Annotated in this window: 23 protein-coding genes; 4 read left to right on the forward strand and 19 right to left on the reverse strand. The window is 73.9% G+C overall.

Annotated elements, in window-relative coordinates; translation table 11 throughout:
* Nucleotides 1–12 precede the first annotated feature (12 nt).
* The 8 genes from ACFYXE_RS30070 to ACFYXE_RS30105 form a co-directional block, all read right to left on the reverse strand.
* Nucleotides 13–651 (reverse strand): hypothetical protein, encoded by a 639-nt coding sequence (locus ACFYXE_RS30070; protein WP_389317920.1) that lies wholly within the window; start codon nt 649–651, stop codon nt 13–15.
* 64 nt (nt 652–715) lie between these two features.
* Nucleotides 716–1,603, reverse strand: a complete 888-nt coding sequence (locus ACFYXE_RS30075) for a TIGR03619 family F420-dependent LLM class oxidoreductase (protein WP_389317923.1) — start codon at nt 1,601–1,603, stop codon at nt 716–718.
* Between the two features lie 102 nt (nt 1,604–1,705).
* Nucleotides 1,706–2,311, reverse strand: coding sequence for a histidine phosphatase family protein (locus ACFYXE_RS30080; protein WP_389317926.1), 606 nt, complete (start codon nt 2,309–2,311; stop codon nt 1,706–1,708).
* 100 nt (nt 2,312–2,411) lie between these two features.
* Nucleotides 2,412–3,200, reverse strand: coding sequence for a hypothetical protein (locus ACFYXE_RS30085; RefSeq protein ID WP_389317929.1), 789 nt, complete (start codon nt 3,198–3,200; stop codon nt 2,412–2,414).
* On the reverse strand, nt 3,200–4,501 hold the full coding sequence (locus tag ACFYXE_RS30090) for a VWA domain-containing protein (protein ID WP_361165779.1): 1,302 nt from the start codon (nt 4,499–4,501) through the stop codon (nt 3,200–3,202). Before ACFYXE_RS30090 ends, ACFYXE_RS30085 begins: the two co-directional genes overlap by 1 nt.
* Before the next feature lie 104 nt (nt 4,502–4,605).
* Nucleotides 4,606–5,832 (reverse strand): FAD-dependent monooxygenase, encoded by a 1,227-nt coding sequence (locus ACFYXE_RS30095; protein ID WP_389318186.1) that lies wholly within the window; start codon nt 5,830–5,832, stop codon nt 4,606–4,608.
* A gap of 35 nt (nt 5,833–5,867) precedes the next feature.
* Entirely contained in the window at nt 5,868–6,473 is a 606-nt protein-coding gene (locus ACFYXE_RS30100; protein WP_389317932.1) for a peptidase, read from the reverse strand.
* Between the two features lie 23 nt (nt 6,474–6,496).
* The gene (locus tag ACFYXE_RS30105; protein WP_389317935.1) at nt 6,497–7,708 is read right to left on the reverse strand and encodes a pyridoxal phosphate-dependent aminotransferase; all 1,212 of its coding nucleotides are present in this window, start codon (nt 7,706–7,708) and stop codon (nt 6,497–6,499) included.
* Between the two features lie 84 nt (nt 7,709–7,792).
* Here ACFYXE_RS30105 and ACFYXE_RS30110 point away from each other — a divergent pair, with 84 nt between their 5' ends.
* Nucleotides 7,793–8,425 (forward strand): winged helix-turn-helix transcriptional regulator, encoded by a 633-nt coding sequence (locus tag ACFYXE_RS30110; protein ID WP_389317938.1) that lies wholly within the window; start codon nt 7,793–7,795, stop codon nt 8,423–8,425.
* A 42-nt stretch (nt 8,426–8,467) separates the two neighbouring features.
* On the opposite strand, the gene ACFYXE_RS30115 is transcribed toward ACFYXE_RS30110, so the two are convergent.
* The 7 genes from ACFYXE_RS30115 to ACFYXE_RS30145 form a co-directional block, all read right to left on the reverse strand.
* Nucleotides 8,468–9,418, reverse strand: a complete 951-nt coding sequence (locus ACFYXE_RS30115; protein ID WP_389317941.1) for an aldo/keto reductase family oxidoreductase — start codon at nt 9,416–9,418, stop codon at nt 8,468–8,470.
* 85 nt (nt 9,419–9,503) lie between these two features.
* A complete protein-coding gene (locus ACFYXE_RS30120; RefSeq protein ID WP_389317944.1) occupies nt 9,504–10,511 on the reverse strand; it encodes a phospholipase in 1,008 nt (335 codons plus the stop codon).
* A gap of 64 nt (nt 10,512–10,575) precedes the next feature.
* Nucleotides 10,576–11,700: a hypothetical protein gene (locus ACFYXE_RS30125; protein ID WP_389317947.1), complete on the reverse strand. Its 1,125-nt coding sequence runs from the start codon at nt 11,698–11,700 to the stop codon at nt 10,576–10,578.
* On the reverse strand, nt 11,697–12,449 hold the full coding sequence (locus ACFYXE_RS30130; RefSeq protein ID WP_389317950.1) for a hypothetical protein: 753 nt from the start codon (nt 12,447–12,449) through the stop codon (nt 11,697–11,699). Before ACFYXE_RS30130 ends, ACFYXE_RS30125 begins: the two co-directional genes overlap by 4 nt.
* 129 nt (nt 12,450–12,578) lie before the next feature.
* Entirely contained in the window at nt 12,579–12,959 is a 381-nt protein-coding gene (locus tag ACFYXE_RS30135) for a PRC-barrel domain containing protein (protein WP_389317953.1), read from the reverse strand.
* Nucleotides 12,960–13,436: 477 nt separating this feature from the next.
* Entirely contained in the window at nt 13,437–14,495 is a 1,059-nt protein-coding gene (locus tag ACFYXE_RS30140) for a tartrate dehydrogenase (protein WP_389317956.1), read from the reverse strand.
* Nucleotides 14,496–14,565: 70 nt separating this feature from the next.
* Complete coding sequence (locus tag ACFYXE_RS30145; RefSeq protein WP_389317959.1) at nt 14,566–15,483, reverse strand: LysR family transcriptional regulator; 918 nt, start codon at nt 15,481–15,483, stop codon at nt 14,566–14,568.
* 206 nt (nt 15,484–15,689) lie between these two features.
* Here ACFYXE_RS30145 and ACFYXE_RS30150 point away from each other — a divergent pair, with 206 nt between their 5' ends.
* Entirely contained in the window at nt 15,690–16,046 is a 357-nt protein-coding gene (locus tag ACFYXE_RS30150; RefSeq protein WP_389317962.1) for a hypothetical protein, read from the forward strand.
* Between the two features lie 16 nt (nt 16,047–16,062).
* Here ACFYXE_RS30150 and ACFYXE_RS30155 read toward each other — a convergent pair whose 3' ends face one another.
* The 4 genes from ACFYXE_RS30155 to ACFYXE_RS30170 form a co-directional block, all read right to left on the reverse strand.
* Entirely contained in the window at nt 16,063–17,097 is a 1,035-nt protein-coding gene (locus ACFYXE_RS30155; protein ID WP_389317966.1) for a mechanosensitive ion channel family protein, read from the reverse strand.
* 210 nt (nt 17,098–17,307) lie between these two features.
* Entirely contained in the window at nt 17,308–17,787 is a 480-nt protein-coding gene (locus ACFYXE_RS30160) for an ATP-binding protein (protein WP_389317969.1), read from the reverse strand.
* A gap of 228 nt (nt 17,788–18,015) precedes the next feature.
* Nucleotides 18,016–18,171, reverse strand: a complete 156-nt coding sequence (locus tag ACFYXE_RS30165; protein WP_086020387.1) for a DUF6131 family protein — start codon at nt 18,169–18,171, stop codon at nt 18,016–18,018.
* 332 nt (nt 18,172–18,503) lie between these two features.
* Nucleotides 18,504–19,277: a response regulator gene (locus ACFYXE_RS30170; RefSeq protein WP_389317972.1), complete on the reverse strand. Its 774-nt coding sequence runs from the start codon at nt 19,275–19,277 to the stop codon at nt 18,504–18,506.
* A 106-nt stretch (nt 19,278–19,383) separates the two neighbouring features.
* Between ACFYXE_RS30170 and ACFYXE_RS30175 the strand changes: the two genes are divergently transcribed.
* A complete protein-coding gene (locus ACFYXE_RS30175) occupies nt 19,384–20,991 on the forward strand; it encodes an ATP-binding protein (protein WP_389317974.1) in 1,608 nt (535 codons plus the stop codon).
* Nucleotides 20,988–22,184 (forward strand): PP2C family protein-serine/threonine phosphatase, encoded by a 1,197-nt coding sequence (locus ACFYXE_RS30180; RefSeq protein ID WP_389317976.1) that lies wholly within the window; start codon nt 20,988–20,990, stop codon nt 22,182–22,184. Before ACFYXE_RS30175 ends, ACFYXE_RS30180 begins: the two co-directional genes overlap by 4 nt.
* The last annotated feature ends 58 nt before the right edge of the window (nt 22,185–22,242 follow it).

The raw sequence follows: 22,242 nt of genomic DNA on the forward strand, positions 1-22,242 counted from the left end.
AGCGAGGCGGGCTCACGTCCGCCGCGGCGACGCCAGCAGATACCGTCCGGCCGCCCGCGCCCCCGCGTGCTCGCTCGTCTGCCAGCCCGCCCGCTCCAGGGCCGCCGCGCAGGCGCGCAGTCCGTCCGGCGCCGGGTCGCGGACGGCGACGGCCTCGGGCTGCGGGGTGTCCGCCACCCGGTAGCCGTCCCGGCCCGGAGCCGCGGGGAGGCGGCCCGACGCCTCCAGGACCAGCGCCGCCGCCTGCACCAGATGCGTCCGCTCCCAGGCGCACGGGCGGTCGCGGGCGCCGTCCGCGTTCGTCATGCGGCGCAGCTCCACCAGGCCCTCCCAGGCGCTGCGCACCTCCCGCGCGCGGGCCGGGCCCTCGGGGCCCGCGGGGGCCGTCTCCGTGCCGGTGCGGGCGGCGAAGACGCCGGTGGACGCGGTCGCCGGCGACGGCTCCCGCGGCGCGGGGGCGGGGGCGGTGTCTTCGTCCCGTATGCGGTGGCCCGCGGGCGTCAGGAAGTACGCGTGCGGCGGCCGGGGGTGGCGGAAGGCGAGGCGGGCCCGCACCAGGGCCGTCAGCTGGTGCTCCGTGCCGGACAGCCGCCCCGTCGCCGGGTCGGCCGCCTCGATGATCCGTCGCTGCGCGGCTGTCGGAGGCTTCACCGCACGCACCCCTTCCCCGGCCGGTTCGGTCACCTGCCTCCGATGGTGCCCTGTGCCACTGACATCAGGAGGCCGAGGTCATCAGGAGTTCCAGGACCCGCCGGTCCTCGTCCGCGTCCGCCCGCTCCCCGGGGCTGCCCGGATAGGTGTCCAGGAGGACGTCCGTGGCGCCGAGCGCGGCCAGCGTCTCCAGGTCGGCGCGGATCTGCTCCACGCTGCCGTGGCCGAGCGGGCGGTCCGCGCCGTCCTGCCGCGGCCCGACGCGTATCTGCAGCCGCGGCACCAGGGCGGGGGTCGCGCGGCCCGCGGACGCGGCCTCGTCCGCGAGGCGGGGCAGCGCCTCGCGGAGCAGGTCCGCGGTCGGCATGAACGGGTGCCAGCCCTCGCCGAGCCGCGCCGCCCGCAGCTGCGCGGCGCGGGAGTTGCCGCCCACCCAGACGGGCAGGTGGGGGCGGGTCGCGGGGGCCGGGGCGGTGCGCACGCCCTCGTAGGAGACGTACGTCCCCCGGAACGAGGTGGGGTCCTCGGTCCACGCGGCGCGGATCGCCGCCAGGTACTCGTCGGTGATCGCGCCGCGCTCGCGGAAGGGCACGCCGAGCACCTCGTACTCGGCGGCGGACCAGCCCACGCCCGCGCCCAGGATGAACCCGGCGTCGTTGAGCCGGTCGATGTTCGCCGCGAGCCGGGCGGTCTGCAGCGGGTGCCGGTAGGGGATGACGGTGATGGTCGTGCCGAGCCGCAGCCCCGGCACCCGCCCCGCGAGGTGCGCGGCGAGCACGAACTGGTCGTAGAACGGCGCCGGATACACCTCGTGGACGTCGGGCGTCACCGCGATGTGGTCGGAGATCATCGCGAACTCGAAGCCGAGGTCGCGTGCGTCGGTCGCCTGCCGTACGAGGGATTCGGGGGTCGTGCCGGAGCCGAAGTTGAGGAGATTCACGCCGTATCGCATGGCCGCAGTCTTGATGATCAAGAATGCGGCTGTCGAATGCCTCGGATCCTCCGGAATCGGCCCGGAAGCCCAGCATTGCGCCGGAATCCGGGGATTCCTCCGTCAGGCGGCGGGCTGCGGGCGGAGGTTCCAGCCGGCCACCACCGGCCTGCCGTGCTCGGTGCTCAGCCGGCTCACGGTCCCCGTGGCCAGCAGGAACATCGAACCGCCGGAGACGGGCAGGCCCAGGCGGCGGGCCGTGAGGACCCGCAGGAAGTGGCTGTGCGCGAAGACGACCACGCTGCCCTCGTTGTTGGCCAGCGCCGCGTCGATCTTGGCCAGCATCCGGTCGGCGCGCTCGCCGACCTGCTCGGGCGACTCGCCGGGGTGGTCGGGCGGGCCGGGCGCCACGCCGTCCGTGAAGAGGTACCAGTCCGGGTCGGTGCGGTGAATCTCCAGGGTCGTCAGGCCCTCGTACGCGCCGTACTCCCACTCGCTCAGGTCCGGGTCGACCAGCGCGTTCCCGAACCCGGCCAGCTCCGCGGTCTCGCGGGCCCGCGCGCGCGGACTGGTGAACGCCGCACCGATCCGGTACGTGCCGACGAGCGGCGCCAGCGAGCGGGCCTGTGCCCTGCCGTTGTCGGTGAGGGGGATGTCCGTCCAGCTGGTGTGCTGCCCTGAGAGGGCCCACGGCGTCTCGCCGTGCCGGACGAGGAGCAGATCGCCCATGGTCGCGAAGATCCTGTTCTTCCGGGGTGGCGGAACCGTCCGGTCCCGCCACCCCCGAGACTGCCACGCGGTGCAGGTCACGCGCGTGAGGGGGGCCTCGTCACAGGCCCTGCGGCACCCGTGCGGGCCGACCCGAGCCGCGCGTCAGGGCGTATCCGCCGACGCCCGCCAGCGCCGCGAGGACGCCGCCGGCCGCCGTCCACAGCCAGCGCGAGGACCACCAGCCGCCGGACCAGCCGTCCTCGGGCCCGGTGGCGGCGGCGGGCCGCCGGTCGTCCGAGCCCGCGCCCGGCACCAGGGGCTCGCCGAGCGAGCCGTCCACCGCCTGCGCGCCGCCCGCGTCGGTCGTGGTGACCTTGGTCTCGGCCCGCACCGGCAGCCCCAGGTCGTCCGCCTTGAGGTCGGTGACCGTGAGCCGCAGGTAGTAGGTGCCCGGCAGCGGGTCGTTCGCCCACTGCTCCGACCAGGCCCGCACCGTGCGCAGCGTGCAGGAGAGGGAGACCGAGGCGGCGTCCTGCGCGGCCGTGCGGGTGGGCGTGCCGAGCCGGCAGGCCTGGCGGCGCCGCAGCCCGTCGTACACGTCGACCTGCCAGGTCGACGCGGCCTGCCGGGCGGCGGCGTCGGGCAGCTTCACCGTGGCGTGCACGGTGGCGCGCTGCCCGGTGTCCACGGGGAACGCCCAGTACAGGTAGTCGCCCGTGGACGCCTCCGCCGTGGCGTCCTGGTCCGGCCGGATCGCGGTGGCGGTACGGAACGACGTGCCCGCCTCGGTCGGCGCGTCGCCCTTCTCGTCGCCGTCCGCGAGGGCCGTGCCCGCGGTGCCCGCGAGGAGCAGCAGGGCGGCACCGGTCACGGCGGCCAGGCGCCGCGCCACACGTGTCGTACGCATCAGTTGGTCCTCCAGACCGCGAAGCGCCAGCGCGACAGCCAGCCCCAGAGCACACCGGCGAGGAAGCCGACGAGGACGAGCAGACCCAGCAGCCACCAGCCGTGGCCGAGCCCGAAGAAGGCGACGTCGGAGGCGTCGTCGGGGGAGTCGACCAGGTCGACGGCGAGCTCGACGGGCAGGCCCGGCGACGTCTTCACCGACGCGGGCGCGGAGAAGGAGTTGCTGACGCGCAGACAGACGGTCTCGCTCGCACCGTACTTGGCGTCCTCGTCGGCGTCGTCCGCCTCGGGCCGCGGGTAGCGCAGGCCGGTCGAGATGACGTCGGTGCGCCCGTCGCCGGACTCCTGGCCGCGCACGATCTCCCGGCCGCCCGGCGTCTCGGCGCGCAGGAGCACGCCGTAGTCCGGGTGGACGGCCCGGTCGGCGGACACGCTCACGGAGGCGCGCAGTTCCTTGCCCGCGGGGACCTCCACGCGGTACCAGCGGTGCTCGCCGAACTTCTCGCGGTCGGTGTAGAGGCCCGACTCCAGCTTCGGCGCGGCGGTGCACTGCGCGGCGCCCTTCGCCTCGACCGGGGTGACCACCGGGTCGGCGGCACGGTCCACCAACTGCTTGACACGGCCCGAGAGTTCGTCGGTGTGCCGGATCGAGGTGTACGTGCCGCCGGTCGCCTCGGCGATGCAGCTGAGCTGGTCGCGGGTCTTGGCGTCCGGCACCAGGCCGAGCGTGTCGATGGTCAGATGGATACCCTTGGCGGAGATCTCGCGGGCGACCACGCACGGGTCGAGCGGCTGGCACGTGTCCTCGCCGTCGGAGATCAGCACGATGCGGCGGCTGCGCCCGGCCTCGTCGTCCGTCAGGTCGTCGGCGGCCTTGAGCAGCGTCGGGCCGATCGGGGTCCAGCCGGTCGGCGCGAGCGTCGCCACGGCGGTCTTCGCGTCGGTGCGGCCCGCCTTGTCGAGCCGCTCCACGGGGTAGAGCAGCTCGCTGTCCTTGCAGCCCGCCTTGCGGTCGTCGCCGCGGTAGTTGGCGCCGAGGGTGCGTATGCCGAGCGCGACCTCGTCGGGGGTCGCGTCCAGGACCTCGTTGAAGGCCTGCTTCGCGGCGGCCATGCGCGACTTGCCGTCGATGTCGCGGGCCCGCATGGAGCCGCTGACGTCGAGGACCAGCTCGACCTTGGGGGAGGGCTGTGCCGGTTCGTCGTCGTCATCGGCCGCGGCGGGGCCTGCCGTGACGAGCCCGGCGGTCAGGGCGGCGAGCAGGGCGATCACCCAGGCCGCCGGCCGTTGTCTTGTGATCATCGCCGGATCTTATTGATCTCCGGCGCGCATCCCCAAAACGAGATCAGAAGCGCACGCAGGGCCACCGCCTGACTACGCATCACCCCCGGGGAGGGGTGCCGGCGTCAGTTCCCGAGGCGCCGGCCGCCGAACGCCCCCGACCCGTCCGCCCGGCGCCACCAGGCCTCCATCGCCGACTGGTCCATCGCCCGCCAGTCGGGCGTCGCCTGGACGAGCGCCCCGCCGAGCCGCCGCCCGAGGTCGACCATCGCGCGCCCGGAGACGGTCCGGTCGGTGTCGTAGGTGTCCAGCGCGTCCGCCCAGGTGTCGGCCGTGGCGAGGGCGGACTCCAGGACGGTCGCGTCCTGCAGCGCCTTCACCGCGCCCGCCCCGGTGTGCGGGCGGGCCACGGCGGCCGCGTCCCCGGCGAGCAGGACGCGGCCGTCGGTGCAGCGGGGCGCGGCGAAGTCGTACATCGGCTGCAGGAACAGCTCGTCGGGTGCCGTCGCGCGCAGCAGGGCGCCCCAGTAGGGCGGCAGGAGCTCGTCGGCCACATGCGTGAGGTGGGCGGCGAGGGCCCGGGTCAGGCCGCCGGGCGGCAGGCCGGTGGGGCCGGTGAGCCGCAGGTCGAGGCCGAGCCCGAGGTCGAGGTCCGGGGGCGGGGCGGTGTACAGGACCCAGTTGACGCGCCGTCCGCCCGCGCCGTCCGGGATGCGGTAGACGATCACGTGGCCGCCGGGGAACACCGCGTACGCGCAGTCGTCGGCGCTCCACAGGTGCGGATCGGCGAGGCGGGCCTCGGGGAAGGCGCCGCGCCAGGCGAGATAGCCCGCGTAGGCGGGGCGTACGTCGCCGAAGCGCGCGGCGCGGACCGTCGAGCGGTAGCCGTCGGCGCCGATGACGAGGTCGTGGCGTGCGCTGCCGGAATCGGTGACCACCTCGACGCCGTCGGACACGGGCACCACCTGCCGCACCGGGGAGCCCGCGCGGAAGTCCACGCCGTGCGGCAGCCGGCCGCGCAACTCCCGCCACAGCGGACCCCAGTTGTACGTGCGGAAGGGGAAGGGCATGGCGGCGATCTCCCGGCCCACCGCGGTGCCGGCCGACGCGTCCCGCACGTACCAGCGCCGCCGCCGCAGCTGCACCCACGGCATGGCCGCGTCCAGGTAGCCGGCCGACTCCAGCTCCGCGTAACGGGAGTCGTGCACGGCGAGCCCGACCCCGCGCTCCGCCAGGCCGCCCGCGGCCCGCTCGTACACGGTGACCTCGTCCGCGCCGCCCCGGTGCGCGGCCAGGGCCGCGGCACACCCGGCGACGCTGCCACCGACGACGGCGACCCTGCCTCCACGCATCATGGCGCCATCCTGGCAGCCGGGGTGACGCCGTGTCAGCGCAGCGACACCCCGCGCCCGGCGAAGAACGGCTCGAAAGCGGCGGGGGACAGCAGGGCCGTCCGGCTCGCCGGGGCGGTGCCCGACGGATTGTGGAAGTGCAGCGAGCCGTCGGGCGTGCGGCCGGTCAGCAGCACCAGGTGACCGCCGCGGCCCGGCGCCGGGCGGTGCGGGCGGCGGATCTCGAAGTGCACGGAGGCGATCACCTGCCGCCCCTCGTCGAGGAGCGCGCAGATCTCCTCGACGGACAGGTGCCGGTGCACCCGGGCGTCGGCGCCGTGCTCCTGGCGGGCGTACTCCGCGAAGGGGGCGTAGACCAGGCCGCGGATCACGCCGTCCGCCTCGGTGTACGCGCCGTACTTCAGCGCGCCGTCCCGCAGCGCGAACAGGGTGGGCGCACCGGGGCCGAGCCACATCCGGAAGCACGTCAGGCCGCACAGGTGGCCGCACCAGCGCGCGTAGTCCTCCACGGTGGCCGCGCCCGAGGTGCGCCAGGCCGGGTCCGCGGCGCGGTCGAAGTCCTCGTACACGATGGGTCCGACGAGGTCGGGCGAGGCGAACTGGGTCCGGACGGGCGCGGCGCAGGTGGCGCAGGGCGGCACGGCGGGGCTCCCGGGGTCCGGGGTCACTGGCGGTAGCCGCTGAGGAACCGGCCGATACGGCTGATCGCCGCATCCAGGTCGTCGGCGTGCGGCAGGGTCAGGATGCGGAAGTGGTCGGGGCGCGCCCAGTTGAAGCCGGTGCCCTGCACGACCTGGATCTTCTCCTGGAGGAGCAGGTCGAGCACGAACTTCTCGTCGTCGTGGATCGGGTGGACCTTCGGGTCGAGACGCGGGAAGGCGTACAGCGCGCCCTTCGGCTTGACGCAGGAGACGCCCGGGATCTCGTTGAGCTTCTCCCAGGCCCGGTCGCGCTGTTCGCGCAGCCGGCCGCCGGGCGCGGTGAGTTCGTGGATCGACTGGTGGCCGCCGAGCGCGGCCTGGATGGCGTACTGCGCGGGGGCGTTGGGGCACAGCCGCATGGAGGCGAGCATCGTCAGCCCCTCCAGGTAGCTCTTCGCGTGCTGCCGCGGCCCCGTGACGACCAGCCAGCCGGACCGGAAACCCGCCACCCGGTACGTCTTGGACAGGCCGCAGAAGGTCAGGACGACGAGGTCGGGCGCGAGGGCGGCGACGCTGTGGTGCACCGCGTCGTCGTACAGGATCCGGTCGTAGATCTCGTCGGCGAAGACCATCAGGCCGTGCCGGCGGGCCAGATCGAGGATGCCCTCCAGGATCTCCTTCGGATAGACCGCGCCCGTGGGGTTGTTCGGGTTGATGATCACGACGGCCTTGGTCCGGTCGGTGATCTTCGACGCCATGTCGTCGAGGTCCGGGTACCAGTCGGCCGATTCGTCGCACACGTAGTGGACGGCCTTGCCCCCGGAGAGGGTCGTCACGGCCGTCCACAGCGGGAAGTCCGGCGCGGGGACGAGGACTTCGTCGCCGTCCTCCAGGAGCGCCTGGACGGCCATCGTCACGAGCTCGGACACGCCGTTGCCGAGGAAGACGTCGTCCACGCCGACGTCGGTCAGGCCGAGCGCCTGATAGCGCTGGACGACCGCCCTGCGGGCCGAGAGGACACCGCGCGAGTCCGTGTAGCCGTGCGCGCCGGGAAGCATCCGGATCATGTCCTGGACGATCTCCTCGGGCGCCTCGAAGCCGAAGAGCGCGGGGTTGCCGGTGTTGAGGCGCAGCACGCTGTGGCCCGCCTCCTCCAGGGCGTTGGCATGCTCGATGACGGGGCCCCGGATCTCGTAACAGACCTCGCTGAGCTTGCTCGACTGCCGGAACTCCATGCGCTGTGCCTCCCGAGACGTGTGGTACTTGGTTTTACCAAGTCTCCGCTTGGAAAGTCCAACAACTTGTCTAGACTGCGTCGCATGCCACCTCGCCGAAGCTACGACCAGTACTGCGCGGCAGCCCGGGCGCTCGACGCCGTGGGCGACCGCTGGACCCTGCTCGTCGTCAGGGAACTGCTGGTCGGGCCCCGCCGCTACACCGACCTCCACGCCGACCTGCCCGGCGTCAGCACGGACGTGCTCGCCTCCCGGCTGAAGGACCTGGAACAGCGGGGCCTGTCGACGCGCCGCAGGCTGCCCCCGCCCTCGGCGGCCTACGTCTACGAACTCACGCCCAGGGGACGTGCGCTGCTGCCCGTCCTGGAGGCCCTTTCCGCGTGGGGCGCGCCCGGCCTCGCCGAGCGCGCGCCCACGGACGCGGTGCGGGCGCACTGGTTCGCCCTGCCGCTCCTGCGCCACCTCGCGGCGGCGGGCGCGCAGGGCGTGGCGGAGGTACGGCTCCCCGAGGGCAGCTTCCACGTGCGCCTCGCCCCGGACGCCGAGTCCTACGGCGACGGGCCCGCGCCGGACGGGGCCGACGCGGGCATCACGCTGGACGCCGACACGTGCGTCGCGGTGGGCCGCGGCGACCTCACGCTCGGGCAGGGCGTGCGGGAGGGCCGGGTCGAGGTCACCGGCGAGTCCGTCCTCGCCAAGGCGCTGCGCGCGACGTGACGCCACGGACGGCCCGGGCCCCGCACCCGCGCGGCGTCCCGGTCAGGGCAGCGGGACCCCGCGGGCGGTGACCCACAGCTCGTACCACTCCTCGTGGGTGAGCTCGGGCTCACGGGCGACCGCGTCCCGGCAGGCCAGGATCCGCTCCGGCCGGGTGGTGCCGATGACCGGTGCGATCCGGGCCGGGTGGCGCTGCAGCCACCACAGCAGGATCGTCTCCGGCGTGGTCCGCTTGCGCTCGGCGAGGTCGGCGACCAGCCGCCCGGCCGCCGAGTCGCCCGCGTCAGGGCCGGTGAACCGGCCCTGGGCGAGCGCCCCCCACGCCTGCAGCCGCACGTCGTGGGCCCGGCAGTACTCGAGGGTCCCGTGCGGGAAGCCGTTCCCGGTCGCGGCGGACGTGTTGACCAGGACGCCCGCCTCGACCCAGTCCCGGTCCGCGAGGCTCATCTCCAACTGGTTGGCGACCAGCGGCAGATCGAGATGCGCCCGCAGCTCGGCGATCTGCGCGGCGCTCATGTTCGACACGCCGAACCGGCGCACCAGGCCCTGCCGGTGCAGGGACGTCAGCGCCTCGGCGGTCTCCGCCGGATCCGCCAGCGGGTCGGGACGGTGCAGGAGCAGGACGTCGATCACGTCCGTACGCAGCCGGGTGAGGCTCTCCTCGACGCGCCGCACGATGGTCGGCCCCCGCAGGTCGTACATGCCGGGCAGCCCGCCGTCGGCCTGCCGGATCCCGCACTTGGTCTGCAGGACGATCCGCTCGCGCAGGCCCGGGGACCGGGCGAGCAGTTCACCGAAGACCGCCTCGGCCTTGCCGCGCCGGTAGATGTCGGCGTGGTCGAACGCCGTGATGCCCGCGTCCAGCGCGGCCTCCACCGCGGCCTCCGCATGCGCGATGTCCGAGGCGGTGTACGGCGCGGCGTCCCAGCTGCCGCCGAGTCCCATGCAGCCGTAGAGCGGCTGCCCGGCGGGCAGATCGTGCTGAACCGTCATGTCTCTCCCTCGGTGATGACGTCGTGGCCCCGAGCGGGCCCCGGACATCGTCGCGCAGGTCGGGTCCCGGCGCTCAGCTCCCGGCTCAGCTCCCGAAGGGGACGTCGTCCGTGGTGGCCATGCGGCGGGTCCCGCCGTGCGCCTGCACGACGTCGTGGATGTGGCCGATGGCCCGCCGCGCGGACGACTCGTCCGTGCCGCACCCGCCGGTGCCCGACACCCCGTCGGGGTAGCAGGACGCCCGGTGGCCGTAGATCAGGCCGTCGGCGTCGCCCCCGGCGGGATCCAGCAGGCTCCGCGCGGCACCGTCGTCGCCCGCCGCGGCCGTCCAGCCGAAGACGCGCGCGAGATAACCGCGGTCCCGGGCCCGCGCGCTCAGCCGCAGCTGCTCCTCGACCTTCCCGAGGACGGTGGGCAGGCTCAGGTTGAACAGGCCCTTGTCCATGACCCGTTGGTTGTGCGCGACGGAACCGCCGAACTCGTCGTACTGGCGCGCCACTTCCGCGGAGTCGCCGCTGATGTCGACACCCTCGAGGTGGTTGAGGCCGCCCGCGACGTCCTTCCAGCCCGCCTTGCCCGCGGTGCCGTAGAACCCGTACAGGACCCGTACCCCGGCGCTCTCCAGCTTCGCGCGGGCCAGGTCGCGCAGGGCCGCGGTCGAGCAGTGCCGCCACTTCGGGTCGCCGCTGTCGCAGTAGTCGGGGTTCTTGATGTCCAGCCAGACGAATCCGACGTTCTTGCCCGCCCTGCGCTGCTGCGCGATGCGGTCGAACATCTCCGCCATGGTGTTGCCCGCGCTCGTCGGCAGCCCGTCGTGATCGGCCCACCAGCCCTTCTTCCAGGCGGTGGCGTCGATCTCCATCGCGTTCGCGCCGTGCTCCAGCGCCTTGTCGACGCCGCCGACGGTCAGCACGCGGTGCGCGATGGCCCAGACCGGACGCTCGCTCCGCTCCTTGCCCGACGCGGCGGCACCGGGGGCGGGACCGGCGGCGGCACCGGCCGGCGGGGCCGCGAGACCCCACAGCAGGGCGCCGCAGGCGGCGGTCAGGGTCACGGCCCGGGCGGTCGGGCGGGTGCGGTCGCGAGGGGTCAAGGTGGTCTCTCCATCCGTTCCGGTGCGCTCGGCACCTGCCCCTTCCGTCCCAGGTGAAACCCCCTTACCGCTGGTCACCCCGGTCGCCGGGAGTGCGCGGTTCGGCCGGGGAGGGACGTGCCGGGGGAGTGTCGGGACCGCCGAAGTCGGGGCTGGTGAAGTCCGGGCGCACGAGGCGGGGACGGTCGCCGGACGCGGGCCGGTCGGCCGACGCGGGGGCCGGCGCCGGACCGGGGGCGGAGTAGCCGAGGCGCGGAATACGGCCGGCGCGCGCGGCATCAGGGACGGCGCCGGTGCCGGCCAGGGCCTCGCGGAGGAAGGGGACCACGCCCCGTTCCAACAGGGCGTGGTGCCACTCTTCCCTGGCCCGGGCCACCTCCTCGTCCAGCTCGGACCGGTGTTCCGGCCCGGGACCGGCCCGGCCGTCGCGCAGGGCGGTCCTGACCACTCCGATCACGGCGACGAGCAGGCCGGCCACCGCCAGCGCGCCGACCAGCCACCCCGCGCCGATCAGGGAGCCCGCGAAGGCGGCACCGGTCAGCCTCAGGACGAGACCGACGACGAGGAGGAGCGCGGCGACGGCTCCGGACAGCAGGGTGCCGAGCACCACGAAGGCGGCGAAGGGACCGGCGCCGGTCCCCTCCGGTGCGCCGAAGGCCGGCCGGGACGCGCCGGGACCCCACGAAGGACTCGGGGGGTGCATCCGCCCGTCCCGTCCGCCCCCTGCCCGACGGGGTACGGACGGTCGGGACGCCCGCGCCTGATCGGCCCGCACCGCACCCGGCACCACCGGCCGCACGCGCAGCCCGACCAGTGCCGCCAGCAACCGGCGCCCGTAGGGCATCCCGGCCCACCGGTCCCTGGCGACCTCCGTGCCGTCCGGTCGGCCCGCGCCCAGGACGGCCGCGCCCAGTCGGCGACCCGGGCCCGGCGCGGCGCGGCCCGACGGTGAGCGATGCGCCGCGGTGCGCAGCCGCTCCCGCAGGGCCACATAGTGCGCGTATTCGTCCGCCGCGGCCGACGTGAGGAGAGCCGTGGCGTTCAGCGCCATGGTGCGCAGCTGCTCGGCGGTCAACCGCTCGCCGAGCGCGGCGAGTTCCGGGCGCGCCGAAGCCGTGCGCAGCGTCTCGTCGAGCAGGCGCTCGTACTCCGCCCGGTCCTCGGCCAGCAGGTGCGGGGCACTGTTCACAGCCCCTCCTCTCCGGCCGCGGGCCTCGCTCGCCAGGGGGGCGCGTCGCGCCCTTCGGCGCCGGCCTGCGGGGGATCGTGGGGTGGGGCGGGACGCGGCAAGCGGCGCTGCTCCGGGGGGAGTTCGAGGGAGGCGGCGGGCGCGGGCTCGGGGGCGCCGGCGGGCGGCGTGAGCGGGCCGAACGGGGCGGGCGGTCCGGGCACGTCCAGGGGCCGGGGGACGCACGGGGGAGCGCCGGTGTCCGGCAGCGGTCGGGCCGGGTCGTTCGCGGGGGCGGCCGGGGACGCCTGCGCCGGGGAGGGGGGAGCGGACGCGGCCGGGGCGGGGGCGGTCGCGGCGGAGCCCACCGACTCGGGGGCCGGAGAGCCGCCCGTCGCCGCCTCCGCGGCCTGCGCCCCGCCCGTCACCGCCTCGTTCACCGTCTGGATGCGGCCGAGCTGGGTGAGGAGCATGGGCGCCGACATGCCGACGACGAGAGCGGCGTACTCGCCGCTGATCTGGTCCGTGGTGCCGAACAGCACCGCCGCGCCCGCGCCCATCACGCCGTGCACCGCGGCCGCCGCGACGTCCACGGACGGGTCGAAGTACACCTGGAAACGGGGAAGTTCACCGTGGTACGCCCCGGCCGCCGCCGCTTGCCGGTACGCGCGGCGGTCGGCCTGCCAGGACACGAACCGGGTGTACACGTCCAGGACCCCGCGCAGGAGCCCGCCCGCCGCCCCCAGGAGGATCAGCGTCGGGACGTCCACGGTCTCCCCCGGGTGATGACGTCGGCGCCCGGCCGCGAGCAGAAGAACACCCCGGGAGCGTAGAGCCGTTCGGGGGCCCCGGGAAAGGGTGTGCCGCCCCGACCGTGCGCCGGGGCGGTCACGCAGGGGTCAGCTCCCGGACACGCCCGACTCGTCCGGCCGGTCCATCCGGTCCAGGTAGTGCTCGTCGATCCGGGCCCGGTAGCCGGCGTCGGTCACCCGCAGGTCCCTGTCGAACCGCGGGGCGGCCTTGACGTGGTCCTTCGTGCGGGGCACGGACAGGGTGCGGGTCCCCTCGTCGACGTGCGCGACGACCCAGAGGGGCAGCAGCACCTTCTTGCTGAGCAGCGGCCCGCCGGTGTCGACGACGAGGTGGTCGGGCGCCACCTCCTCGGATACGGGGTCGACCTTCCCGACCGAGCCGTCGCTCGCCTCCACCGCGCAGCCGATGAGGTCGGTGGACACGAGGGGGCCGTCGGGAGTTCTGAAGGCCTGGACGCTGTCGGTCATGGCTGAGCCTCTCCGCCGCGATGGGCAGTTGTCGTACGTGTGGGAAACCTCATGTCCGCGCCCGCGGGGGCGAAACCTCACCGAAGGGTGACGTCGCGGAAGCGGTGCGGGGCACGGCCGACCACCGCCCGGGCGGACGGCGTTGCGAGACCTTCACATCTTCGCGCCCGTGAAGGCGGACGGGCGGGGCAGCCGAAAAGAAGACGCCGCGGAGGTTGCCGCAGATGTTGGTTGTTGCTCTCTTGTTGCTGCCCGCCATGGGGCTGTTGCTGATCGGAATGGACCGGGTCGAGGACCGGTTGAGGGGAAACGCCTCCCCGCCCTCGGGCCGTCACCGACGCCACCTCCGCCTGGTCTCCGGGCACGCGCGCGGTGGACACCGTCCGACGGTGGTCGGGGAACGCCGCGACGAGGCGGCCTGACCCGGTCCCCGACGTACGGGCGCCCCGCGCGGCCACCCGCGACGGTGCGCCGAAGTCAGAGCCGGGCGAGCAGCGCGTCGGTGAACTCCGCGGTGCTCGCGGTGCCGCCCAGATCGCGGGTGCGCACATCGGTCCCGGCCAGCACGGCCGCGATGGCGTCGGTGATGTCGCGGGCCGCCCGCGGGTGGCCGAGGTGGTCGAGCATCATGGCCGCCGACCAGATCGCGCCCAGCGGATTGGCGATGCCCCGGCCCGCGATGTCGGGCGCGGAGCCGTGCACGGGCTCGAACATGGACGGGAAGGCGCGCTCCGGATTCAGGTTGGCGGCCGGTGCCATGCCGATGGACCCGGCGACCGCCGCCGCGAGGTCGCTGAGGATGTCGCCGAACAGGTTGGAGCCGACGACGACGTCGAAGCGGGCGGGATCGAGGACGAACTTGGCCGCGAGGGCGTCGATGTGCTCCTGCTCCCAGGCCACCCCGGGGTGGTGGGCGGCCCGTTCGGCGACGAGCTGGTCCCAGAACGGCATGGTGTGCACGATCCCGTTCGACTTGGTCGCCGAGGTGAGGGTGCCGCGCCGCCGCCCGGCAAGACCGAAGGCGTAGTCGAGGACCCGCGTGACGCCCGCCCGGGTGAACACGGCCTCCTGGACGGCCATCTCGTCGTCGAGGCCCCGGTTGATCCGGCCGCCCGCCTCGCTGTACTCGCCCTCGACGTTCTCACGGACCACGACGAAGTCGACCTCGCCGGCCAGCGCGCCGCGCACCGGGCTCTCGACGCCCTCGAAGACGCGGACGGGCCGCAGATTGACGTACTGGCGGAAACTGCGGCGGATCGGGATCAGCAGCCCCCACAGCGACACGTGGTCGGGCACGTCGGGCCGCCCCACCGCGCCCAGCAGGATGGCGTCCTTGTCGCGCAGCAGATCGATGCCGTCCTCGGGCATCATCGCGCCCTCGCGCAGGTAGCGTGCGCACGACCAGTCGTCGTACGAGGTGTAGCGCAGGGCGAAGCCGTGCCGTGTGCCGACCGCGTCGAGCACCTGCCGGGCGGGCGGCAGGACTTCGGCGCCGATCCCGTCACCGGGGATGAGGGCGATGTGGTGGTTCGTCATGCCGTCGATTCCAGCAACGCGGCCGGTGCGGCGTCCAAGACGTACCGCGGATCTCGCTGATAGCGGGCGCCTATGGGTGGCCGGGAGTTCCGGTGCGCGGATGATGCCCGAGGGCCTCCGTGCGGGCCGTCTCCAGGAAGGCGGCCGCCGCGGGCGACAGCGGCCCGTGGCGGCTGATCAGGCCCACCTGTAGCGCGGTCGCCGGCTCGATGTCCAGGACCTCGGCCCCCGCCTGCCGCGCCAGGTCCCGCCAGGCCTCCGTCACGACCGCGAGCCCGACCCCCGCGAGCACCAACGGCAGCAGCGCCACCCGGTGTTCGATCTCGGCCGCCACGGCGAAGGCGATCCCCTGCTCGCGCAGCGCGTCGACGTACGCGCGCATCCCGGTCCCCGGCTGCCCCACGATCAACCGCTGCCCCGCCAGCTCCTCGCAGGCCACACCCGCCCGCCCGGCGAAGGGCCCGCCGGGCGGTACGACGAGCACGAAGCGCTGGCGGGCCAGCGCGAGCGAGGCGACCTCCTTCTGCGGCAGCGGCCCGCCGGACGCGGCGAGGCCGAGCTCCGCGGCGCCCGTCCGCACCGCGTCGACCACGTCGCGGACGGTGAAGACCGCCCGCACGGCGACCACCACGTCCGGGTAGCGCGTGCTGAACGCCCGGATCAGCGAGGTGAGCGGCTCCACCGCCTGGGACGGCATCGACGCCACGTCGAGGCGCCCCGAGCGCAGCGCGTGCACGGACGCCACGCTCGCCCGTGCCGTCTCCAGGCTGCGCACGGCCGCGCGGGCCGGTTCGATCAGCGCCCGGCCCGCCTCGGTGAGCACGGCACGCCGCCCGATCCGGTGGAAGAGCGCGGACCCCAGATCACGTTCCAGTGTCCGGACGGCCTGCGACAGCGAGGGCTGGGAGACGTACAGCGCCGCGGCGGCCCGGTTGAAGCCGCCGGAATCGACGATCGCCAGGAAGTACTCCAGCTGCCTGACGTCCATCGCCGCTCCCTTTCCCGCCGCCTTCCCCCCCCCGGCTCTCCCGCCGCCCTTCCCACCGGTCTCGTCCGGTACGGGGAGCGCACCCGGTCCCGCGCACGGGATCGCCACGCATTCTCCCCGCCCTGCGGGCCGTTCGGGCCGTACGGTGTGGCATCGTAGATCGACTGATGAGGCGGACGCCCGAGCGTCCGCGTAGGGGGATCACCATGCGTGTGCGTACCGTCGCGGCCTCCGCCGCTCTCGTCCTGTGTGCCGCGACGGCCGCGGTGGCCTGTTCGTCGCCGGACGCCGCCGACAGCAAGCGCCCCGCGGGGCCGTCCGGATCCGCCCGGCCCGGCCCCGCCGAGGCCGAGGCCCCCAAGGGGCGCGTCGAGACGGGTGAGCGGGAGGAGCACGGGCCGGAGACCGGCGGCCCCGACACGTCGAAGCAGGCCGGGAAGCAGGCCGAGAAGTGCGAGAAGTCGGCCGCCGAGATCCCCGAGGAGTGCGCCCTCGACCTGCCGTACTCCGACATCACCGTCGGCAAGGCGCGGCCGGGGAGCGAGGCACCGGCCACCCCGTGAGGCCCCGGCGGGCCGGTCAGGACGGCTGGCGGTGGAGGGCCTCGTCCGGGGCGGGCGTGTCGTCGTCGTCCCTGCGGATCCACACCGTGCGCTGCTGGAAGGGGATCTCGATGCCCGCCGCGTCGAGGGCCTCCTTGGTCCGGCGGCGCAGCTCACGGGTGACGGACCACTGCTGGAGCGGGACGGTCTTGACGGCCACGCGGACCACGACGCCGTCCGCGTCCAGGGACTGCACGCCCCAGACCGCGGGGTCCTCCAGCATCGCGGGGCCGAACCGCGGATCCTGCCGCAGGGCGTGCCCGGTGTCCTCCAGGACGGCGTAGACGGTGTCGAGGTTGGACTCGTAGGCCACCGAGACGTCCAGGACGGCGCGGGCCCACTCCTGGCTGTCGTTGCGCACGCGCATGATCTCGCCGTTGCGGATGTGCCACAGGCCGCCGTTGAGGTCGCGGACCTGGGTGAGCCGCAGGCCGACGTGCTCCACCTCGCCGACCGCCTCGCCGAGGTCCACGGAGTCGCCCACGCCGTACTGGTCCTCCAGCATGATCAGCATGCCGGACAGGTAGTCGGCGACGAGGCTCTGCGCGCCGAAACCGATGGCCAGACCGACCACACCGGCGCTCGCGAGCAGCGGGCCCAGGGCGATGCCGATCTGGTCGAGGAGCATGCCCACGGCCATCACGCCGACGACGACGGTGACGATGCTGCTGAGCACCGAGCCGATGGTGCGGGCGCGCTGCTCGCGCCGCTCGTGGGCGCGCCTGCGGTCGCGCTGCAGCACGGCGGGGCCGCGGTTGGTGCGGCGCGGCTCGCCCTCCTCGCCCGCGGGCTGCAGGATGCGCTGCACGACGCGGGTGATGCCCTTCTTGGCCAGCGCCCGGACGATCATCGCGCCGACGATGATCAGCGCGATGCGCAGCGGGATGCCTATCAGGGTTCCTGCGTTGTCCCGCAGCCAGTCCGGGGCCTCGATCGCCTGGGTCTCCATGGACCCGGCCTGGCCGGCGCCGTCGGCAAGGATGTGCGACACCGACACGTCGGTGGGTGACACGGCTTTCCCTCCACTCGGTCGAAAGAGCACTGAAGATCACTGCTCGCGCACTGATCGCAGCGGGGACCGTAGCCACGGTTTGCGAATCGGGTCAAAACGCGTGACGGACCCGTGCGAGGTATGTGCGGTGAGTGTGGGCAGCCTGCTCCGCGGCGCGCCGACTATGCGCGCTTCATGCCGGAAACCCGAGGCCGGAGGGCGGCCTCGGGGTCAGACGGCGCTGGTGCAGGGGTCCAGGTCCAGGACGGCGGTGACGCGTTTGCCGACCGGAGTGGGCTGGACACTGAGGGTGCGGGCCAGCAGGGAGACGATCTCGAGCCCGTGCTGTCCGATCCGCTGCGGGTCGGGGTCGTGGACGGCGGGACCCCGTGGGTCGCCGTCCCAGACCTCGACGCGTACGGTCCCCTCGTCGATCCGCAGCCGCAGCAGGGCCGAACCGGGGGCGTGCTTGACGGCGTTGGTGACGAGCTCGCTGACGATCAGCTGGACGACCTCGACCGTCCGCTCGGCCACCGGCACCTTGTCCTGCTCGCGCGCCAGGGTCAGGAACCGGGCCGCGGTGTGCCGGGCCTCGGCGATGCACCCCGCGTCCCCGTCGAGGGGGACGGCGAGCTCGAGGGGGCCGGCGGCCCCGGGGAGGTCGGGACGGTCCGGCGCGTCGTCTGCTTCCTGCCCTGGGCTTCCCGCCATGCACGGCCCCCGCGGTGTTCGTTCATCAGCGCCTGTGGGCGGCACTGGTACAGCGGGTCAGGTTACCCCGCGTCCCTGTATCCGGATGCCGGACTTCGTCGGATACAGGGATGCGGGTGTGGCCCCGAGGGGCGTGCGGCACCTGACGGGCCGCGTCTACGGTCGACGACCGTCGCCGCAGGCCGTCCTGCCGGCAGCCGCAGCTGGGGGCAGGCATCGGCGAGCGGCCTAGAAGTAATGCTTGCGACCGCCCACGGCACGGCCGGTGGCGCCCAGGATCCAGAGGATCGCGCCGACCAGGATGAGTATGCCGCCGATCGTCGTCAGCAGCGACAGGCCCACCAGAAGGCCAATGATCAGCAGAATCAGCCCAACAACAATCATCGTGAATCCGTTCGCTCGAGTTTCCGTTGCCGGCGCATTCTGACGCGTACGCGTCAATCCTGCCCGCCGCCCCCGCAGGCCTGAAGGTTCTCCGGCTGAGGGGGAGGCGCTGCCGCCCGTGTGCGGCGGCTGCCGTTCGTGTGTGGTGCTCCCCCCGAGTGCCCCGGCTTTCACCGCGCATGCACTCCGGCACGTGATTCTCGTCGGACCGGTTCCGGCGGCGCCCTCGTCGCCGGTCGGCGCGGTGGTGGCGTCCGGCACGCACAGGGCCCCCGGCTGGTGCCGGGGGCCCTGTCTGGCGTCTGGCCTCTCGCGTCTGCCGCCCGCGGGCCTCAGGGGCGGGGGCGGGCCGCGGTGTCGAGGTAGAAGGCGTCGATGCTCTGCACGGCCTGCTCGAACTCGTCCAGGTTCACCGGCTTGGTGACGTACGCGTTGGCGTGGCTGCTGTAGGCACCGGTGACGTCGTCGGGGGCGGTGGACGTGGTGAGCACGACGACGGGGATGGTGTGCAGGTTCTCGTCGTTCTTGAGGACCTTGAGCAGGTCCCGTCCGTTCATGCGGGGCATGTTGAGGTCCAGGACGATGAGGTCCGGACGGGGGCTGTCGGGGGCGCGCAGGTGCTCCAGCGCGGCGACGCCGTCGGTGACCTGGACGAGGTTGCGGGCTCCGCGCTCGGAGAGGGCTTCCTCGATGAGCATGGCGTCGGCGATGTCGTCCTCGACCAGCAGGACGTCGAAGGGGCGGGCGGGGGTCGTCATCATCGGACGCTCCGTGGGTTTTTCGTCTGAGTGGTCAAAGAGTCCCGGCCAGCGGCGGCGGGCGCCCTGGCGGGAAATGCCGCAGGCGGCGCCGATCTGCGGATAGCCCGCGCCCGCGCGGGCCGCCGCGGCGGCGGCGTCCTGCTGGAGCCGCTCGGCGGCATGCTGGAAATGGTCGAGCAGGTGGAGCAGGGCCAGGGCCGGAGCCGAATCGCCGGCCGCCGCCGGCAGCGCCGGGTCCTGCAGCAACTGTCGCGCCAGACGCTGCGCGAGCCCGGCGATCGCCGTGTCCGCGATCGCCGCTGTCTCCTGGGGGTCGGCCCGCAGCTGGAAGTTCTTGTCTGGCATGCCCGGAACTCTAGGCCCTGCCACGGATGGTGACAACAACAGTTGTCGGCCCGATATAGTGTCGGCGCCGCACCTTCAAGCGGCCACACACCAAGGGGCATTGAAGATGAGCGGCGAGGTACGACACCCGCAGGGGCAGGGGCTGTCCGCGTGGACGACGCGGCGCTGGCTGCGGGTGGGAGTCGCCCTGTCGCTGGCCGTGCTGGCCGCGCTGGGCGCGCTCGGGACATGGGTGCTGGGCCGCACCACCACGCTCAGCGAGGAGCTGGTGGACGTGCGCTCGCCCGCGCTGACCACGGCCATCCGCCTGGAGTCGGCCGTCCTCAACCAGGAGACCGGGATCCGCGGCTACGGACTGACGGGCACCAAGGACTTCATCCTGCCCTACCGGAAGGGGCTCACCGAGCAGAAGGCGTACGCCGCGAGCCTGACCGAGCTCCTGGACGGCGACCGGGACCGCCTGAACGACCTGGAGACCGTGCGGAACGCCCTGGACACGTGGCAGGAGCGGATCGCCCGCCCGATCGCCGCCGCGACGCCCGGCGCGGCCTCCGCGCTCGCCACCGAGCGCGCGGCGGAGGGCAAGGAGTCCTTCGACCAGGTCCGCAAGGCGATGGCCGGCCAGCAGGAGCGGCTGCGCGCGGACCGCCTGCAGGCGCGGGACGACCTGATGGCCACCATGACCGTACGGAACTGGGTGTTCGGCGCGATCGGGACGCTCATCCTCATCCTGACCGCGATCATCTTCGAGGGCCTGCGCCGCGGCATCACCCGCCCGCTGGAGCAGCTCGGCGCCGACGCCCGCACCATCGCGGGCGGCGACTTCGACCACCCCATCACCCCCATAGGCCCCGCCGACCTGCGCCACCTCAGCGGCGAGATCGACTTCATGCGCCGGCGCCTGGTGCGCGAGCTCGCCTTCACCGAGGAGGCCCGGCTGCGGCTGGACGCGCAGACCGCCGATCTGCAGCGTTCCAACGCGGAGCTGGAGCAGTTCGCGTACGTCGCCTCGCACGACCTGCAGGAGCCGCTGCGCAAGGTCTCCAGCTTCACCCAGCTCCTGCAGCGCCGCTACGGCGGCCAGCTCGACGAACGCGCCGACCAGTACATCGACTTCGCGGTCGACGGCGCGAACCGCATGCAGGTCCTCATCAACGACCTCCTCGACTTCTCCCGCGTGGGACGGCTGCACAACACCCACCAGAGCGTCGACCACAACGAGGTCCTGAAGCGCACCCTGTCCTCCCTCAGCGTGGGCATCGAGGAGGCGGAGGCCGTCATCACGCACGACGAGCTGCCGACCCTGGTCGCCGATCCCACCCAGATGGGCATGCTCTGGCAGAACCTGATCGGCAACGCCGTGAAGTTCCGCCGCCCCGACGTACCGCCGGCCATTCACATCACGGCCCGGCAGGACGGCGAGCTGTGGGCCTTCACGGTCACGGACAACGGCATCGGCATCGCGCCGGACTACGTGGAGAAGGTCTTCGTCATCTTCCAGCGGCTGCACACCAAGGACACCTACTCCGGCAGCGGCATCGGCCTCGCCATGTGCAAGAAGATCGTCGAGTTCCACGGCGGGACCATCGCCGTCGACCCCGGCTACCGGGACGGCGCGCGCATCACCTTCACCCTGGCCCCCGAGCCGCCGGAGGTCCCCGGCCTCTCCACCCTGCCGGAAGCCACCCGCGCCGCGGCGGAGCTGTCCTCGTGACCGCTCCTCTCGGTGCCGTGCCGGGCGACCCCGCCGGCGAACCGCCGTACCGCATCCTGCTCATCGAGGACGACGCGGGCGACGCCCTGCTCGTCGACGAGCTCCTCCAGGACACCGGGCTGCGCTTCGAGCTGGTCACGCGCACGACACTGGCCGAAGCCCGCCCGGACCTGGGCGCGGGCGCCGTCGACTGCGTGCTCCTGGACCTGCACCTGCCCGACGTGTCCGGCATCGACGCGGTCACCGCCGTCCGCGCCCTCGCCCCGCACACCGCGGTCATCGTCCTCACCGGCCTGTCCGAGGCCCAGGCGGGCGCCGACGCGATGGCCGCGGGTGCCCAGGACTACCTGGTCAAGGGCAAGGTCGAGGCCGACCTGCTGGACCGCACCGTCCGCTACGCCGTCTATCGCAGCCAGACCGAACGCGCCAACGCCCAGGCGCAGGCCACCCGGCTGCGCGCCGAGGAGAACGCCCGTCTGGAACGGGGCCTGCTGCCCCAGCCGATGCTCGGCACCTCCACCGTGCGGGTCACCACCCGCTATCTGCCCGGTGCCGCGATGGCCCTGCTCGGCGGGGACTTCCTCGACGTCGTGGAGGGGGACGACGGGCTGCTGCACGCCGTCGTCGGTGACGTCAGCGGGCACGGCCCGGACGCCGCCGCGCTGGGCGTGTGCCTGCGCATCGCCTGGCGCTCGCTGATCCTCGGCGGGCACCGCGGACAGGACCTGCTGCACCTGATGGAACGGATCCTGCTCGCCGAACGCGGCAGCCACCCGCTCTTCGCCACCTGCACCCTGCTCACCCTCGACCAGCACGCCGGTACCGCGACCCTGCACCTGGCCGGCCACCACGAACCGCTGCTCACCACGGGCGAGGGGACCCGCGAGGCCGCTGCCGCCCACGGCATCGCCCTCGGCATCGCTCCCGACCTGCGCAGCTGGCCCTCCACGGTCATCCCGCTCCCGGCCAGCGGGGCGCTCACCCTCTACACCGACGGCCTCACCGAAGGCCACAGCGGAACCGCCGGCCGGCGGCTCGGCGTCGACGGACTCCTCACCCTCATCGACCAGTTGCCGCCCACCGATCCGGCCGCCCACGTGGACCGCCTCATCAAGGAGACCCACGCCCTCAACGCCGGACGGCACTCCGACGACCTCGCCGTACTCCGGCTCGATTGGAACCAGGGAGTGTGACGCAGTTCACCTCTCGACGGAGAGTGACGTCCCAATCCGGCCAAACGAGATGCAACGG

This window comes from Streptomyces sp. NPDC002564 (assembly GCF_042889645.1).
Taxonomy (GTDB): domain Bacteria; phylum Actinomycetota; class Actinomycetes; order Streptomycetales; family Streptomycetaceae; genus Streptomyces.